Annotated in this window: 14 protein-coding genes; 12 read left to right on the forward strand and 2 right to left on the reverse strand. The window is 64.2% G+C overall.

Annotation, left to right across the window (positions count from 1 at the left end):
- The first annotated feature begins 12 nt into the window (after nt 1-12).
- The 3 genes from EAO39_RS18865 (at nt 13) to EAO39_RS18875 (ending at nt 3,671) form a co-directional block, all read left to right on the forward strand.
- The gene (locus tag EAO39_RS18865; RefSeq protein WP_120971855.1) at nt 13-1,314 is read left to right on the forward strand and encodes a cytochrome c; all 1,302 of its coding nucleotides are present in this window, start codon (nt 13-15) and stop codon (nt 1,312-1,314) included.
- A gap of 160 nt (nt 1,315-1,474) precedes the next feature.
- On the forward strand, nt 1,475-2,557 hold the full coding sequence (locus tag EAO39_RS18870; RefSeq protein WP_120971266.1) for an XdhC family protein: 1,083 nt from the start codon (nt 1,475-1,477) through the stop codon (nt 2,555-2,557).
- 106 nt (nt 2,558-2,663) lie between these two features.
- Entirely contained in the window at nt 2,664-3,671 is a 1,008-nt protein-coding gene (locus EAO39_RS18875) for a DNA/RNA non-specific endonuclease (protein WP_120971267.1), read from the forward strand.
- 177 nt (nt 3,672-3,848) lie between these two features.
- Here the strand turns inward: EAO39_RS18875 and EAO39_RS18880 are convergent, their stop codons facing one another.
- A complete protein-coding gene (locus tag EAO39_RS18880; RefSeq protein ID WP_120971268.1) occupies nt 3,849-4,781 on the reverse strand; it encodes a LysR substrate-binding domain-containing protein in 933 nt (310 codons plus the stop codon).
- A gap of 131 nt (nt 4,782-4,912) precedes the next feature.
- Here EAO39_RS18880 and EAO39_RS18885 point away from each other — a divergent pair, with 131 nt between their 5' ends.
- The 7 genes from EAO39_RS18885 (at nt 4,913) to EAO39_RS18915 (ending at nt 13,428) form a co-directional block, all read left to right on the forward strand.
- Nucleotides 4,913-5,908, forward strand: coding sequence for a tripartite tricarboxylate transporter substrate binding protein (locus tag EAO39_RS18885; protein ID WP_120971269.1), 996 nt, complete (start codon nt 4,913-4,915; stop codon nt 5,906-5,908).
- A 46-nt stretch (nt 5,909-5,954) separates the two neighbouring features.
- Nucleotides 5,955-7,478, forward strand: a complete 1,524-nt coding sequence (locus EAO39_RS18890; protein WP_120971270.1) for an altronate dehydratase family protein — start codon at nt 5,955-5,957, stop codon at nt 7,476-7,478.
- Between the two features lie 38 nt (nt 7,479-7,516).
- Complete coding sequence (locus tag EAO39_RS18895) at nt 7,517-8,992, forward strand: NAD-dependent succinate-semialdehyde dehydrogenase (protein ID WP_120971271.1); 1,476 nt, start codon at nt 7,517-7,519, stop codon at nt 8,990-8,992.
- 158 nt (nt 8,993-9,150) lie between these two features.
- A complete protein-coding gene (locus EAO39_RS18900) occupies nt 9,151-10,152 on the forward strand; it encodes a tripartite tricarboxylate transporter substrate binding protein (RefSeq protein WP_120971272.1) in 1,002 nt (333 codons plus the stop codon).
- A gap of 11 nt (nt 10,153-10,163) precedes the next feature.
- A complete protein-coding gene (locus EAO39_RS18905; protein ID WP_120971273.1) occupies nt 10,164-11,120 on the forward strand; it encodes a hydroxyacid dehydrogenase in 957 nt (318 codons plus the stop codon).
- Nucleotides 11,121-11,161: 41 nt separating this feature from the next.
- The gene (gene hpaI / locus EAO39_RS18910) at nt 11,162-11,971 is read left to right on the forward strand and encodes a 4-hydroxy-2-oxoheptanedioate aldolase (RefSeq protein WP_120971274.1); all 810 of its coding nucleotides are present in this window, start codon (nt 11,162-11,164) and stop codon (nt 11,969-11,971) included.
- A 2-nt stretch (nt 11,972-11,973) separates the two neighbouring features.
- Nucleotides 11,974-13,428: an FAD-binding oxidoreductase gene (locus EAO39_RS18915; protein WP_120971275.1), complete on the forward strand. Its 1,455-nt coding sequence runs from the start codon at nt 11,974-11,976 to the stop codon at nt 13,426-13,428.
- A 76-nt stretch (nt 13,429-13,504) separates the two neighbouring features.
- Here the strand turns inward: EAO39_RS18915 and EAO39_RS18920 are convergent, their stop codons facing one another.
- The gene (locus EAO39_RS18920) at nt 13,505-15,709 is read right to left on the reverse strand and encodes a hypothetical protein (protein ID WP_120971276.1); all 2,205 of its coding nucleotides are present in this window, start codon (nt 15,707-15,709) and stop codon (nt 13,505-13,507) included.
- A gap of 264 nt (nt 15,710-15,973) precedes the next feature.
- On the opposite strand from EAO39_RS18920, the gene EAO39_RS18925 reads away from it, so the two are divergent.
- Both EAO39_RS18925 and EAO39_RS18930 read left to right on the forward strand, forming a co-directional pair.
- Nucleotides 15,974-16,717, forward strand: a complete 744-nt coding sequence (locus EAO39_RS18925) for a GntR family transcriptional regulator (RefSeq protein WP_120971277.1) — start codon at nt 15,974-15,976, stop codon at nt 16,715-16,717.
- Nucleotides 16,714-17,520 carry a 3-hydroxybutyrate dehydrogenase gene (locus EAO39_RS18930; protein WP_120971278.1) on the forward strand — a complete coding sequence of 269 codons (807 nt, stop codon included), beginning with the start codon at nt 16,714-16,716 and terminating at the stop codon, nt 17,518-17,520. Before EAO39_RS18925 ends, EAO39_RS18930 begins: the two co-directional genes overlap by 4 nt.
- Nucleotides 17,521-17,569: the final 49 nt, after the last annotated feature.

A 17,569-nucleotide genomic window follows, 5' to 3' on the forward strand; every position in this document is an offset into this window, starting at 1 on the left:
GAGACGATCAAGATGAACACTTTCAAAAAAATCGTGGTGGGTGGCGCCGCACTCGTGGTGGTACTGGCCGCCGCCGGCCTGGCCCTCACCCATCAGGGCGAGATTGCGCCGCAGGCCAGCATTCCCACGGCCGAGTTCTCGCCCCAGCAAATTGCCAAGGGCAAGCTGCTGGCGGCCATGGGCGACTGCGCGGTATGCCACACCGTACCCAACGGCAAGACCAATGCCGGCGGTCTGGCCATGCCCAGCCCCTTTGGCACCATCTACACCAGCAACATCACGCCCGATGTCCAGACCGGCATTGGCGGCTGGAGTTATGAGGCCTTCGAGCGCGCCATGCGCCATGGTGTGGACCGCGAAGGCAATTACCTCTATCCCGCCTTCCCCTACACCGCCTTCTCTCGGGTGACGGATGAGGATATGCAATCGCTCTACGCCTACCTCATGAGCGAGCCTGCAGTGGAGTACGCACCGCCCAAGACGGCACTGAACTTCCCCTACAACGTGCGCCGTGGCATTGCCGCCTGGAACTGGTTGTATCTGAAGCCCGGCGTGGTCAAGGACGATGAAAAGCAGCCGCCCGAATGGAACCGCGGCGCTTATCTGGTCGAAGGCCTGGGCCATTGCAGCGCCTGCCATACGCCGCGCAACGGCTTGGCTGCGGAAAAGACCGGAGAGTTCCACCTGACAGGCGGTAGCGCCGAAGGCTGGGACGCTCCGGCCCTGACCAGCCAATCGCCCTCGCCCCTGCCCTGGACCAAGGACGATCTGCTCAGCTATATGAAGACCGGCTTCTCGGAACGCCACGGCGTGGCCGCCGGTCCCATGGCGCCGGTCGCTCACGGCCTGAGCCAGCAATCCGATGCGGATCTGGACGCGGTTGCCACTTACCTGATGTCTTACCGCGATGCGAACGCCGCACCCGGCGACGCGCAAGCCATGATCAAGGAAAAGACGGCTACCCCCAAGCTGGCACTGGACGCCGAAGGCTATCGCCTCTACCAGGGCGCCTGCATGGCCTGCCACCGTGCCGATCCTTCGGCCAGCACCTTTGGCGTACGCCCGCAACTGGCTTTGAGCACCAGTCTGCACGCCGCCTCGCCTGACAACGCCATCATGGCCGTGCTCGAAGGCGTGCAAAAGCCGGCCCATGCGGACCTGGGCACCATGCCCGCTTTCCGCCATGCCTTGAGCGATGCGCAGATCGCCACCCTGCTCAACACCATGCGTGCCCAATACGGCATGGGCGAGTGGAGCGACCTGCCAAACCAGGTGGGCAAGCTGCGCAAGCAGACGGCAGCACAGACCCACTGACCCGCTGCTTGAAAGCCAGGCCTTCCCGGCGTCTGCTTGCAGGCCCGGGAAGGCCTTTTTCATGCATGCACTTTGGGTTCCGTTTAGGGTTCACATACATAGAAATAACACCTGCCAAACGCCAATATGCGAGCAGGTGTTCGATACAAGGAAGCGATCAATGGACAACATCGATGTCATGGTGCTCAAGGCATTGCGGGACTGGCGCTCAGCCGGTCAACGCGCCTTGCTGGCCACCGTCGTTCGCACCTGGGGCTCCTCGCCAAGACCCGTGGGCTCCATGATGGCGCTGCGCGAAGACGGGCGGGCCATAGGCTCGGTCTCGGGCGGCTGCATAGAAGATGATTTGATTGCGCGCTACACCCAGGCACTGAACCGCAATGCCGGCATTCCCGACGGCCCGCCGCAGCTGGCACGCTATGGCGTGAGTGCCGACGAAGCCCACCGTTTTGGCCTGCCCTGTGGCGGCACGCTGGAGCTGCTGCTCGAATTCAACCCGGATGCGGCCAGCCTGCAGGATCTGGTCCAGCAGCTCGAAGGCGGCTCGCTGGTCCAGCGCGCCGTGGATTGCGGCAACGGCCACGTCGCCCTGACCCCCACCCAGCAGCCCGGCACGCTGGAGTTTGACGGCCATACCCTGACCAACCATCTGGGCCCGGGCTACCGCATGCTCTTGATCGGTGCTGGCGCCCTGGCCGAGTATCTGGCCACCATGGCCTTGTTCAACGGTTTTACCGTCACCGTCTGCGATCCGCGCGAGGAATACATGGGCAGCTGGGCCGTGCCTCAGGTCCGCAAGGTCAGCGACATGCCGGACGACGCGGTGACCGCCTTCAAACCCGATGCGCGCAGCTGCATCGTTGCCCTCACCCATGACCCCAAGCTGGATGATCTGGCCCTGCTTGAAGCCTTGCATAGCTCGGCCTTTTATGTGGGAGCCATAGGCTCGCGCCGCAACAACCAGTCCAGGCGCGAGCGCATGAAGGAGCACTTCGGCGAAACCGAGGCCTCCCTGGCCCTGCTGCGCGGCCCCATTGGCCTGTATATCGGCAGCAAGACCCCGGCCGAGATTGCCGTCAGCGTGATGGCCGAAATCCTGGCCGTGAAAAACGGCGTCAGCCTGCCCCAAATCATGTCGGTGGAAACGGCCAAACAAGAGCACGATGTGGCCATGAACGAGGCCAGCACCCAATGCGCTGTGGCCCAGATGCTGGAGCCGGCGGCAGCCGCGCCCAAGCCTTGAAATCCGGGCACTGAAACACCCGGTTTCATTGCCCGTCCCATAAAGTGCGGCCCAAAGGCCGCACTATGCTTTTGGAAGCACCAAGGCGGCGTACCATTGCGCCCGCATGACCACCGCCAAGAACAAGAAAACGCCGGCGCGCAAGCGCGGCGCGGCCTCCAGGAAATCGGCCTTATTCAGTTTTTCCCGCACCAAACGCTTTGCGATCTCCTGCGCCACCACGGCCCTGGCCAGCTTTCAGATTGCCAGTTGCGGCTTCAACCCCGGCTGGTCGGCAGACAAGCTCATCAACCAGGCGCTGGCGGCGCTGCATCTGCCGACGCTGGACGCTTTCCGCAAAAACGGCTGGCCGCAGTTGCCGGGCAACTCCACCTCGGGAGCTGCCCATTCTCCCAGTGTGGGCGGCACGGTCTCGCGCAGCCCTGCGCAAGCGGGCAGCCAGACCAGCCGCTTCAGCCACTGCACGCAGCTTTTTCCTGGCGGCCAAGCGCCAGCCCTGCAGCTGCAAACCCATGAACGCGAGCTGTGCTTCAGCAGCTTTGCCGTGCTGCACAACGGGCTGACCAAGACCCCGGTGTTCGTGGTCGAGCGCCTGAACCGCAGCACGCTGCAGCAAGGCCAGGGTCTGGAGCGTAGCGACAAGTTCTATGCCGACGCGCGCCTGCCGCGCGCCGAACGCTCGGAACTGGACGATTACAAACGCTCGGGCTACTCACGCGGCCATATGGCGCCGGCCGCCGACATGAGCACGCCCGAGGCCATGGCCCAGAGCTTCAGCCTGGCGAATATGGTGCCGCAAAACCAGGTGCACAACGGCGGCGCCTGGAGCCAGGTCGAGCAGGCCACGCGCAAATACGCGCTGCGCGCCAAAGGCGATGTCTATGTGTTTACCGGCCCGGTATTTGCCAGGAATGCGCCCACGATTGGCCCCGGCAAGGTGGCCGTACCCAGCCATATCTTCAAGCTGGTGTATGACGCCAGCACCGGCCAGAGCTGGGCGCACTGGCAGGCCAATAGCGCCGACACCCGGATGGACAGCCCCATCAGCTACGAAGAGTTCACGCGGCGCACCGGCATGCCGCTGCTGTCGTCCATTCGCGTTCCGCGCGCCTGATCTCCAATCCGCAATCAATAAAAAGAGAGCTTATAGCGCTTGATTTATTTTGATTTCAGCAACGAATCGATCTGAAATCCATTATTTACAATCGCAATATGCTCACCAATCAAGAGCAAGCTGCACCGCAACCAGCAACGCTTGCGGCATCGCTTTTCAATGCCCAGCCCCAGGGGCTTAGCGCGATGCCACCGTCTCGCGCAAGCTGTCCACCAATAACTGGCTGGCCGGCGTTTTCGCTCGACCGCGCAGCGTGATGATGCCCACATGCGGCAGCTCTATCGGCACCTTGAGGTTCAGAATGCACAGCAGCCCCTGGCGCTCGAAATGCTCGGCAACGCTGCGCGCAAGAAAACCGATGGCCGGCCGCTGCTGCATGCTCGAGAGCGTGACCAAAAAGGACGAGGTTTCCACAATGTCCGTCGGCGGCAGCAACTGGTGCTTGTAGAACATCTGGGCCAGCTTGGAGCGGGATGAAGCCCAGGGCGGCGGCACCACCCAAGGCAGTTGCGCCAGTCGTTCCCAGCTCGGCTGGGAGTTGTTGGCCAAGGGATGCTCGGGGCTCACCACAATGCACATCGGCTCCGGGTAAAGAGACTCGGTTTCAAGATCCGGCGACGCATAACCGGGCTCCAGCCGACCCACGATCAAGTCCAGCTCCCCCACCCGCAGCCTGGGCAGCAGCCGCGTGAGATCGCCCTCCTCCACCATGACCGTCGTCAGCTGAGAGCGCTGCTTGACCCGCAAGATGGCCGGCATCAGCAGACTGGGCAAGGCAACTACCATGGCACCGACGCTGGTCCGCCCCACACCGCCGCTGGCCTGCGCACTGATTTCATCGCGCGTGCGCTGGTAATCAGCAAGCACCGAGCGGGCAAAGCGCACCACGGTGACGCCATGGGAGGTGGGTTCCGTACCCCGCGTGGAACGCAAGAACAGTTGCAGATCGAACATCTTCTCGATCTCCGCCAGCATCTTGGATACCGCGGGCTGGGTGATGGACAGGAACTCAGACACCCGTCCCAGGTGTCGAAACTCGTCCAGCGCCACCAGCAATTGCAGGTGGCGCAGCTTCAGGTTGGATCTCAGAACGCGATCTATCTGGCTCATGGGGTGTTTGCAGGATCTGGAACTTCATAACCTATAAGTTATGAAGCGAGTCCGCTATTTCATTAGATTGCAATCATTATCTTCAGAATAATCCGCGGGGCTGACCCTAAAACAATCATTCGGAGACAAGAATGCTCACCCCACGCCCCATGACTCGGCGCCAAATCGTTCTTGGCAGCCTAGGCGCCGCTGCCTTGAGCACCACATCGACACGTGTGCTCGCCGCCGAGTATCCCGAGCGCCCCATCACCTTCATCTGTCCCTGGCCGGCAGGCGGCACCGCAGATCGCTCCATGCGCGTCATCTGCCAGATCGCGGCACGCGAACTCGGCCAGCCCATTGCACTGGAAAACCGCGCCGGCGCCTCCGGCATGATCGGCTCCAAGGCCTTGTCTTCCGCACGCCCGGACGGCTACACCATTGGTCAGATACCGATCTCCGTGACGCGCTTCTCCCAGCTGGGCACGGTGCAGCTCGATCCGCTCAAGGACTTCACCTATCTCGCCCGCACCTCGGGCCAGACCTTTGGCATTGCCGTGCCCGCGAACTCTCCGTTCAAGTCTTTGCGCGACGTAGTTGCCAAAGCCAAGACCCAGCCCGGCGTCATCACCTATGCGCATGCCGGCATCGGCGGTGCCACCCATGTGGGCATGGAGCAGTTCGCACAGGCGGCCGGCGTGCGCTTCAACGCCATCGCCTACAAGGGCGGCTCGGCGGCCTTGCAGGACGTGCTGGGCGGCCAGGTCGACCTGCTGGCCGACAGCTCCTCCTGGGCACCCCATGTCGAAGCCGGCAAGATGCGCCTGCTGGCCACCTGGGGCGAGGCGCGCACGCCGCGCTTCAAGGACACACCCACGCTCAAGGAGCTGGGTTTTGACGTGGTGGTGGAAGCGCCCAACGGCATCGGTGCGCCCAAGGGCTTGCCCGCCGCCATCGAAAAACGCCTGCGCGACGTCTTCCGCACGGCCGTCAACAGCGAGGAGTTCCGCAAGGTGGCCGAGAGCATCGATGCGCCGGTCATGTACCAGGACGGCCCCGACTATCGCAAATACGTACAGGCCGTCTACCAGCAAGAGACCGAGCTGATACGCAAGCTCAGCCTCAAGGAGCTGATGGTCAAGGGCTGATCCCCCAGCCATTGCCCTGTCCCATCCGCTTGCAGCTTTCCTACTTATGAACCACAGCTCCCTGCTTCGTCTGCACCCGAACGACAACGTACTGGTTGCCAAGACCGCCATTGCCCTGGGCGAGGTGATTGCCGAATTCGGCGTGCGCGCCAGGGCGCAGATTCCCGCCGGCCACAAGATCGCAGCGCGGGCCATTGCGGCCGGCGAACCGGTGTTGAAGTACGACACCATGATCGGCGTGGCCGCGCGCGACCTGCAAGCCGGCGACTATGTGCACAGTCACAACCTCTCCCTGGTGGACAGCTACCGCGACCCGGCTTTTTGCCAGGATGTGCGCCCGGTGGACTTTGTGCCCCAGGCGCAGCGCGCGACCTTCATGGGCTTCGAGCGAGCCGGTGGCGGCGTCGGCACACGCAACTTCATCGGCATTCTGTCGTCGGTGAATTGCTCGGCCACCGTGATCAAGCGCATCGCAGCGCACTTCACGCCCGAACGTCTGGCGGCCTTTCCCAACGTGGATGGCGTAGCCGCCTTTGCGCAGTCCAGCGGCTGCGGCATGTCCTCCCCCAGCGAGCATTTCGACCTGCTGCGCCGCACGCTGGCTGGCTATGCACGCCACCCCAACCTGGCCGGTGTGCTCATCGTGGGCCTGGGCTGTGAACGCAACCAGGTCGATGCGCTGCTCGACTCTCAGGGTCTCGATTCCGGTCGCCTGCTGCGCACGCTGGTGATGCAGGAAGTCGGAGGCACGCGCCAGACCATCGAGGCCGGCATCCGCGCCATCGAAGAGATGCTGCCCGAAGCCAATACCGCGCGGCGCACCAAAGTCAGCGCTGAGCACCTGAAAATCGGACTCGAATGCGGTGGCTCCGATGGTTTCTCCGGCATTACCGCCAACCCCGCGCTAGGCGCCGCGATGGATTTGCTGGTGCGCCACGGCGGCACGGCCATCCTGTCCGAAACACCCGAGATCCATGGCGTGGAGTTCATGCTCACACGCCGTGCAGCCACTCCGGAAGTCGGGCAAAAACTGCTCGATCGTCTGGCCTGGTGGGAGCGTTATGCAGCAGGCCAGAACGCCCAGTTCAACGGCGTGGTCGGCCACGGCAACCAGGCCGGCGGCCTGGCCAATATTTTCGAGAAATCGCTGGGTTCGGCCATGAAAGGCGGGACCACGCCGCTGCGCGCCGTGTACGAATATGCGGAGCCAATCAAGGAAGCCGGCTTCGTTTTCATGGACTCGCCCGGCTACGACCCCGTGGCAGCGACAGGCCAGATTGCCAGCGGAGCCCAGCTGATCTGCTTTACCACCGGGCGCGGCTCCATGTTCGGCAGCAAGCCCGCACCGACCATCAAGCTGGCCAGCAACACGCCGATGTTCCGCCGCCTGGAAGAAGACATGGACATCAACTGCGGCGTGGTGATTGACGGCGAGCTGTCCGTGCCCGAACTGGGCCAGCGCATTTTCGAGCAGATTCTGTGGCACGCCTCTGGCGAACCAACCAAGAGCGAGCTGCTCGGCCTTGGCGACCACGAGTTCGTGCCCTGGCACCTGGGCATTGTGAGTTGATTGTTCGCCCACCCCACATTCTCAAATTTCCCCACGCCATGCCTTTGACTCTTTCGCGCTCCGACCTGCAACGCAGTACCCATTTCATCGCCGGCCAATGGCAGCGTCCTGAAGTCGGGCCCAGTTTCGATGTCACCGATCCGGCCACCGGCGCCGTGATCGCATCCATTCCCGACGCCGATGCCGCCGTGGCACGTGCTGCCGTCGATGCCGCCCATGCCGCCTTTCCTGCATGGCGCAAGACACCAGCCAAGCAGCGCGCGCAGATTCTCAAGCGCTGGAACGATCTGGTGCTCGCGCATCAGGAAGACCTGGGCCGACTGATCTCGCGCGAACAGGGCAAGCCCCTGGCCGAAGGACGCGGTGAAGTCAGCTATGCGGCCAGCTATATCGAGTGGTTTGCCGAGGAAGCCACACGCGCCAACGGCGAAGTGATTCCGGCGCCGGTTCCGGGGCGGCGCATGTTCGCGCTCAAAGAACCGGTAGGCGTGGTCGCCGCCATCACACCCTGGAATTTTCCCGCCGCCATGATTGCGCGCAAGATCGCGCCGGCACTCGCTGCGGGCTGCACCGTGGTCTGCAAACCCGCCGAGGACACGCCTTTGACTTCGCTGGCACTGGTCGCTCTGGCGCAAGAGGCCGGCGTGCCACCCGGAGTCTTGAACATCGTGACGGCATCGCGCGAGCACACGCCGCAAGTAGTTGACGTCTGGCTTGACGACGCACGCGTGCGAAAAATCACCTTCACCGGCTCGACGCCGGTAGGCAAGCATCTGGCACGCCGCTCGGCCGACACGCTCAAGAAGCTCTCTCTAGAGCTTGGGGGCAATGCGCCCTTCATCGTGTTCGAAGATGCCGACCTTGAAGCGGCCGTCGAAGGCCTGATGGCGGCCAAGTTCCGCAACGGCGGCCAGACCTGCGTCTGCCCGAACCGCGTGTTTGTGCACGAGGCCGTACACGACCGCTTCGCCGCATTGCTGGTGGCCCGCGTGGCCGCGCTGCAGGTCGGCCCGGCCAGCGATGCGGGCTCACAGATCGGCCCCATGATCAATGCGCGCGCCGTCGAGAAGATCGAACGCCATGTGCAGGATGCCGTGGCGCGCGGCGCAGTCGTGCTCACCGGCGGCACGCGCCTGCCTGCGCTCGGCACCAACTACTTCGCCCCCACCGTGCTGGCGGGTGCAGACGCCAGCATGGCCTGCGCCAGCGAAGAGACCTTCGGCCCGATTGCACCACTGACACGTTTTTCCGACGAAGCCGAAGTCATCGCCCAGGCCAATGACACCCCGTTCGGACTCGCCGCCTATTTCTATTCCAACGACACACGCCGCATCTGGCGCCTGGCCGATGCACTGGAAACCGGCATTGTCGGCATCAACGAAGGCGCGCTTGCCGCCGAGGCCGCACCCTTTGGTGGCGTGAAGGATTCTGGCTACGGCCGTGAGGGCTCCACCCACGGCCTGGACGACTATCTGCACACCAAATACGTCTGCCAGGGCGGGCTGGACGCCTGAAGCCTGCGGCCCGACCGCCCGCATCTGAACGCAACGAGAGAGCCAAGACCACAGCAAAGCACTGAGATCAACGCAGGGCCCGCAGCATGGAGCGGGTCCCTGCGCACCCGGGGTACTGCCCCATGCCGTAAGAGCAATCACAACAGGAGACAAGCACCATGAATTCTTCCACCTCTTCCCGCTTCAGCCGCCGTGGCCTGCTACTGTGCGCCGCAGCCCTGGCTTGCCCGCTGGCTGCGCCGCTGGCCCATGCCCAAAACGCCTACCCCGCCAAGCCGGTCACCCTACTCGTTCCCTACCCCGCCGGAGGCGCCAACGATGCGGTAGCGCGCCTCATCGGCCTGAAGATGGGCGAGGACCTCAAACAACCCGTGGTCATAGACAATCGGCCCGGCGCGGGCACGACCATCGGCACCGCGACAGCCGCCAAGGCGCAGGCCGACGGCTATACCCTGGTGCTGGGCTCGCTGGCCAGCCATGCCGTCAGCCCCCACCTGTACGCCCGCCCCGGCTACGACGCGGTGGCCGACTTCGCGCCCATAGGCATGATCGGCGTGGTGCCCATGATCCTGGTCGTGGCCCAGGACTCGCCCTACACCAACCTCAAGTCCCTGGTGGAAGCGGCACGCAAGCAGCCGGGCCAGCTCAACTACGGTTCCTCCGGCAACGGATCGCCCCTGCACCTGGCCGCCGAGCTGTTCAAGCAGCGCGCCCAGCTGCAGATCAACCATGTGCCCTACAAAGGCGGCAACGCCCACACCATGGACCTGATGGGCGGGCGCCTGGACATGATCCTGGACACTTTGACCAGCGCCTCGCCGCTGCTCAAGAGCGGCAAGGTGCGCGCCCTGGCCGTAGCCTCGGCATCGCGACTGCCCGAACTCCAGAATGTGCCCACCTTCGCCGAGGCCGGCTACCCGGGCTTCGAGGTCAACGCCTGGTATGCGCTGTACGCCCCGGCCAAGACCAGCAAGGAAGTGCTGACGCGCCTGAACACCTCGCTCACCCAGGTGCTCAAGCTGCCCGAGGTGCAAGAAAAGTTCGCCTTGCTCGGCGTGCGCACCCGGCCCGGCTCGCCCCAGGAGCTGGCCAGCTTCACCACCGACGAATGGAGCCGCTACGGCAAGGTGATCCAATCGGCAGGCATTCGCATCGACTGAGCTTCGCACCCATGTCCCCACACTTCCACGTTCTAGTCACCGCGTCGCACTGGGCCGAGCCTGCGCAGCGCATCATCCAGCAGGCCGGCGGCCAACTGCATTTTCTGCCCGGCAGCCTCAGCGAAGACGCACTGGCCGCGCGCCTGGCCGAGACCGGCGCGCAGGCCATCGTGCTGCGCGGCTCTGCCCCCATCACCGACCGTGTGCTGACAGCGTCGCCGGCGCTGCGCATCGTGGCCAAGAACGGCGCCGGCGTGGACAGCGTGGACCTGGAAGCGGCGCGCGCACACGGCATTGCCGTGGCCGTGGCACCCGGTGCCAATGCCGGCGCAGTGGCCGAGCATGCCCTGGCCCTGATGCTGGCGCTCACGCGCCAGCTGCCGCAGCTGGACCGCATGGTGCGCGCCGGCGAATGGGCCGGCAGCACCTGGCAGGGCCGCGACTTCCGCGGCGCCACGGTGGGCATCGTCGGCTACGGCAGCATAGGCCGCGCGACTGCGCAACTGGCCAGCGCCCTGGGCGCCAGAGTGCTGGTGCTGCGGCCTCAGGGCCAGGCCGACGGCTTTGCCACCGAGGCCGAGCTGCACCGCCTGCTGCCCCAACTCGACATCCTGAGCCTGCACTGCCCGCTGACCGAGCGCAGCCGGGGCCTGATCGGCGCACGCGAGCTGGCCCTGCTGCCACGCGGCAGCCTTCTCATCAACACCGCGCGCGGCCCCGTCGTGGATGAGGCCGCACTCATCGACGCGTTACGCAGCGGCCAACTCGGCGGCGCCGGCCTGGACACCTTCGATACCGAGCCCCTGCCCGCCACCCACCCACTGGCAACACTGGCCCAGGTGCTTCTAACTCCCCATGTGGCCGGCGTGACGCGCGATGCAGGCCTGCAGGTCGCCACCATGACTGCGCAGAACATCGTGGACCATCTGACCCACACCGCACTGCCCGCCCTCCACCGGGTCGCCTGAGGCGCTTTTGCGCCCGACCTTCACCTCCACCAAGCTATCACATGCCCGCAAACAACCCCTTCAAGGCCGCACTGGCCGTTCAGCAGCCTCAGGTCGGCCTCTGGCTTTCCATGGCAGATCCCTACATGGCCGAAGTCAGCGCCAGCACGGGTTTCGACTGGTTGCTGATTGACGGCGAACACGCACCCAATGACTTTCGCTCCACCCTGGCCGCACTGCAGGCCGTGGCGGCTCACAAGACACAGCCTGTGGTACGCGTGCTCCACGGCGACACGGCACTGATCAAGCAGTTGCTGGACATAGGCGCCAAGACCTTGCTGGTGCCCATGGTCGATACCGCAGAGCAGGCCCAGCGCCTGGTGTCGGCCACACGCTATCCGCCGCTGGGCATTCGCGGCGTGGGCAGCGCGGTTGGTCGCGCCTCGCAATGGAGCGCACGCAGCGACTATCTCGATGTCGCCGACGAGGAAGTCTGCCTGCTGGTACAGGTAGAGACGGTAGCGGCGCTGGCCAATCTGGAAGCGATCTGCGCGGTGGACGGCGTGGACGGCGTCTTCATTGGCCCGGCCGACCTAGCCGCGTCCATGGGCTATCGCGGACGCCCCGGTCACCCCGAGGTGCAGGCCGCCATCGAAGCGGCGATGCGCACCATCAAGGCCTCAGGCAAGGCGGCCGGCACGCTCACCTCGGACCCCACGCTGGCCAGACGCTACCTTGAACTCGGCTGCACCTTTGTCGCGGTCGGCGTCGACTTGCTGCTCTACGCCAATGCCGCCCGCCGACTGGCTGCCGATTTTCTGGGCAAGCCGGCCGCCCCGGCCATTTCCGCCGAAGCGCGCGGAGCCTACTGAAAATGACTGAAATTTCCAAGATCTCCCCCACACAACTCCTCGAAAGTCTGCGCGCCATCGTCGGTGACAAGGCCTGCCTCGATGCCTCGGCCGACATGCAGCCCTTCACCACCGACTACCGCAAGCTCTACCACGGCAAGGCCCTGGCGGTGGTGCTGCCGGCTACCACCGAGCAGGTCAGCGAAGTGCTGGCGCTGTGCTCCCGCAACCACATCCCTGTGGTGCCGCAAGGTGGCAACACCTCGCTCATGGGCGGTGCCGTGCCAGACGCCGCCGGTGATGCCGTGGTGCTCAATCTGCGCCGCATGAATCAGGTGCAGGAGATCGATAGCGTCAACGACACCATGACGCTGCAGGCCGGCGTCACGCTGCAGGCCGCGCGCGCTGCAGCCGAAACCGCCGGCCGCCTGTTTCCGCTGCGCATAGGCTCCGAAGGTTCATGCCAGATCGGCGGCAATCTCTCGACCAATGCCGGCGGTACGGCCGTGCTGCGCTACGGCAATATGCGCGACCTGACCCTGGGCATCGAGGCCGTGCTGCCCGATGGACGCATCTACTCCTCGCTGCGCGGCCTGCGCAAGGACAACACCGGCTACGACCTCAAGCAACTGTTCATTGGCTCCGAAGGCACGCTGGGCATCATCACTGCCGCCGTGCTCAAGCTGATGCCGCTGCCCAGCGCCACGGCGGTGGCATGGGTCGCCGTGAAAGACCCGCATGCGGCCGTCCAGTTGCTGACCGAAGCCAAGCGCATTGCCGGCCAGGCGGTCACGGCTTTTGAGCTGATTTCAGGCCCGGCGCTGAGCCTGGTGCTGGAGTCCATGCCGCAGTGGAGCTCTCCCCTGCCCGAAGCGCACGACTGGATGGTGCTGATCGAGCTGAGCTCGGGTGGCGATGCCCAGACTCTGGATGCCACGTTGATGCGCATCCTCGAGGAAGGCATGGCTGGAGGCCTGATCAACGACGCAGCCATCGCTGCCAGCATCGCCGACGCCCAGGCTTTCTGGCGGCTGCGCGAGGAGATTTCGGACGCCCAGACGCGCGAGGGCGGCAGCATCAAATGCGATATCTCCATTCCTTTGTCCAAGGTGGCGGACTTCATCGCGCAAGCATCGACCCAGGTGCTGGAGATGGCACCCGACGCACGCATGGTGATCTACGGGCATATGGGCGATGGCAATGTGCACTTCAACCCCTTGCGCCCCAAGCATGCTTCGGCTGCGCAGTTCCTGTCCGAACACTATGTATCCGTCTCGCGGATGGTGGACGGACTGGCGCACCAGCAAAATGGCTCCATCTCGGCCGAGCATGGCATAGGTGTGGCCAAGCGCGACGACCTGCTGCTGTGCAAGACACCCGTGGAGCTGGAGTTGATGTGGCAGATCAAGCAGGCACTGGATCCGAAAAACTTGCTCAATCCCGCCAAGGTGCTGCCGGCACCAAGCGCTGCGTCGTAACGCTGCGGGCCTCGGCCGCTGGGGCCAGGGCCAAAAGCGGAGCCGGCAGCTGTCCGCCGACTCCGCTGCTGGAGTGCTATCGCCCCTGCGGACCCGCAGCCTGAGCTGGCGCGGCAGACTTCTGCACCTTGGCTGGTGCATGCTGCCAGTCTGGCGAAAGCATGCCGTCCAGCCAATGCATGCGCCAGGCCAGCAAAGCCGCGATCACGACCAGTCCTAGCACGCACAAAGCGTTGCGCAGGCCGTGTGTGTCCGCATAGGGATCTGCATAGCTGCGCTTGGCATTGCCCGGCACCTTGGCCGTTTGCGACAGGCTGCGGCCCAGACCCAGATTGATGTTCATGCGACCGTTGATGGCCCAGCCGCTGGCATCCAGAATCGGCCCCAGGCTGCGCTGGCGCAGCTTGAGCCAGGCGATCAGCATGCTGGGCCCGGAAATGGCCAGAATCATGCCCAGGATGGCAACGGGAATCCAAGGGCCTAACTCGATGAATTTGCCAAAAATCCCGACGATCACGGCGCTCAAAGAACCCAAGGCCACGCCAATGGCGGCCACCGTGCCGACATCGGTTTTGCGAGCCGCAGCAGCGGGGGCCGGAGCCAGATCCTTGGGCGCCGTCACCAGCTTGGCGGCGTTGTTGCTGAGGCCAGCGTTGACGACGTCGTTCTTGGCGGCAGCGTGCTTGGCCACCTGCTCTTCGATCATGCGCACAAACTTTTTGTAGGGCGAGAAAAAGGCCTGGCCAATGCTGGTGGGGTTGTCAATGAGCTTGATAATGGTGGCATCCCAGTCATTGCCCGCACGGTCGTAGAACACGCCGTTGCGCCCCACAAACAGAAAGTCCACATCGCCGGCCGTAAAGGCGGCAACTATGGTTTTCTTCACCCCTGCACGCTTGCATTCGCAGTAAGCCAGATAGGTCTTGGCCATGGCAGCCAGCACCGAATGGGAAGCGGCATCGGCCACTTCCACCGTCAAATCGCAGCTGCGGCCATCCAGGAACAAGGTGCCGGCCTGAAACGCCGCCCCCTCACGGCGGTAAAAGCTGGAGAAGGAGACAAAGTTGTTGAGCAGCGGCAGCAGATCACGCTGCAGGCGAATCAGCTTCTCCAGCGCCACGGCCTGCAGGCTGTGCTCTTTCTCGGCGTCATCGTGGTCAAGCAGCTCCGTCACGGCCGCTTGCAGCCCGCCATGGAGCAGCGCATGGATTTCGGCCTCCGCCAAGGTGCCCAGCGGCGTGGCCGGGCAAGATGCCAGCCATTGCTGGCAATGGGCCAGCGTGGCCTTGAGTTCTTCCCACTGCGCCTCGGTCAACGCGCTCAGCGCTTGGCCAAACACCGGGGCCACGGCCTGCTCGCGCAAGGTCTGCAAGGCAGTCGCCCAGGCAGGGTTCACGCCATGCACCAGCGGCAGGCTGCGCTCACCGCTCACGGCGGCCAGCGGCAACGCTGCCAACCCCGCAGAGGTGTTGCTCAGCACCTGGGCACCCAGGGCTGCATAGCCTTCTGACGTGGGGTTCAGCGCTGCCAGGGCATTGGCGTCGAACTCCACCAGGCGGGTGCGGGCAAAAAAATCGTCCACCTTGGCCTGTACGGCGTTCACGGCCTCGGCCGCCGCCAGCGCCAGCGCGCGGGGCTGCAACTGGCAACCCAGTTCGGCAGCCAGCGCAAACCAGGCTTGCAAGGCCTGGACATCGGCAAAAAAAGCCTCGACCTTGCTGCGGTCAATACCGGGCACGCCGTCGCAACCCTCCACGGCACCATAGCTGTCCTGAATCCGGGCAATCAATGCCGCCAGCGCTTCGTCACCGTCTGCCGTGGCGGCCGAGATCACGCCATCGCCATTGAAACGCAGCGCCTGCAACGAAGCCAGGCGCTGCTGCACCTGGGCCAGCGTCAGCGACGTGGCCTCGGGGCAGCCCGCCAGCGCCAGCACGCGCCTGGCCTCGGCCAGCAGCAAGACGCCTGCTTCGGTCTGATCGTTGATGCTGGACAGTTGCAGCACATCGCCCCCATCGGCCAGCACCTGCGGATCGCGCACGCGAGCCACGGCCCATTCGCAGGCAGCCACCAGTTCGGGCGGGCGGATACGACCATCCTTGCTCTCGTCAATCAAGTCCAGCGTGGCGCTGTCGAACTCAATGCCCCGGGTAGGGCAAGCCAGCGCCACCCACAACTTCTGATCCAGCTCACCAAGATGGGCAATGTCCTGCCCGTTGCGGATGACGACCTGATCCACCTCACCGGCGCGGAAAAACTGCCACGCGTACTGCTGCTGCATGAAAACCCCAACTCCTCGGGCGCGTATCGCCACTGAAAAAACATGTTGCTGCACGTGCAGATTACATACTTAGCTATCAAAAACGTAGAGTTTAGAATTCTTTGCGACCCTGAAAATGGTGACATTTGTCAATTGATGCAGCCAGACTGGCCTTTAATCTTTGCCACGAAGTCCCCTGTGTGCAGGAAGGCCTTGTAGTCATGCGAAAATAAAGTATCTTTTTAAGTACTTTATTTATTCATCCACTTCATCCTCGCTCTGCCTATGTCACAGCCCACGCCCCCCGTTGCAAGCGCCCAGACTCGCGACAAGCTGTATTTGCAGCTGGCACGTCTGTTTCGCAACAAGATCACGACCGGTGAATGGGGTGTGGGGCAAAGCATTCCCACGGTGGAGGAGCTGGAGGATTTGCACAAGGTCTCGCGCACCACGGTTCGCATGGCCGTGCATGCACTGGTCGATGAAGGCTTGCTGGAAACGCGCAAGCGCGGCGGCACCCGGGTGATGGGCCAGCCTTACAAGCCGCCGTCCTTTCTGCTGCCCACCAGCTGGAAGGAGCTGGTTGCCTTTGGCGAGCAGATTCAGCAGACCACGCTACGCACGATCAAGGATTCCGTGCCGCCAATTCCGTCCGGTTTCCCCCTGCCAGGCGAAATGGCCCCCGCCTATGTGCATCTGCTGCGCGTGCACACGCATGGCGAGGACCGCTTTTGCCTCTCCGAGCTGTACCTGGAGCAAACGCTTTACGCCCAGATTCAGCCCCAGCTCCAACGCGCCACGCTGGCCCAGGCCTTGGGCAGCCACCCCTCGCGCATTGCCACGGCGCGCCAGCACCTGAGCGTGGCCCCGGCCGATGAGTTGATTGCCCAGCATCTGAGCGTGCAGCTGGGCACGCCGCTGATGCAGGCGCTGCGCTGGGCCTGCAATCCGCAGGGGCTGATCATCTACTGGGCCAAGGTGCGCTTCATCAGCGAGTACGTGCACATGGAAATGGACTTGCTCAAATGACCCAGTTCTCGCAACCTCGTCCCCACACCGGCCGCGTGGCCTGGGTCACCGGCTCCACCAGCGGCATTGGCTGGGCCATCGCGCAGCAGTTGGCCAGCGACGGTGCCGCCATTGCCCTGCACGGCCGCTCGGCCGCAGACGAGAAAACCCATGCCTTGCTGGCCGAGCTGCAAGCCCTGGGCGTACCGGCCCGCTACTACGCACTGGATCTGAGCCAGGGCGAGGACATTGCCCCGCTGGCGGCGCGCATTGCCAGCGAGCTGGGCAGCGTGGACATTCTGGTCAACAACGCCGGCATGCAGCATGTGGAATCAGTGCTGCAGTTTCCGCCAGCGCAATGGAACGCCATGCTGGCCGTCAATCTCTCGGCGCCGTTTCACAGCATTCAGGCCTGCGCGCCGGCCATGCTGGCCAAGGGCTGGGGCCGCATCATCAATGTGGCCTCGGTCAGCGGCCTGGTGGGCGTGGCGCGCAAGCCCGCCTATGTGGCCACCAAGCACGGGCTGATAGGACTGACCAAATCCGTGGCCCTGGAGCTGGCCACCACGCCGGTGACCTGCAATGCGATCTGCCCCGGCTGGGTGCTGACCCCGATGGTGCAGGCACAAATCGATGCCCTGGCCCAGCGCGAGGTGCTGGATGCCGACACCGCCTCCAGCCGGCTGCTGGGAACCAAGCAACCCTCACAGGCTTTTGTGACGGTGGAGCAGGTGGCCTCGCTGGCCAGCTACTTGGCCAGCGACAACGCAGCCCAGGTACGCGGCGCCCACTGGAACATGGACGGAGGCTTTGCCGCCGCTTGAACGACAACAACGACAACAACGACAACAACAATCAAATCAATAGCTGACA

Source organism: Comamonas sp. lk, assembly GCF_900564145.1.
Lineage (GTDB): Bacteria > Pseudomonadota > Gammaproteobacteria > Burkholderiales > Burkholderiaceae_C > Comamonas.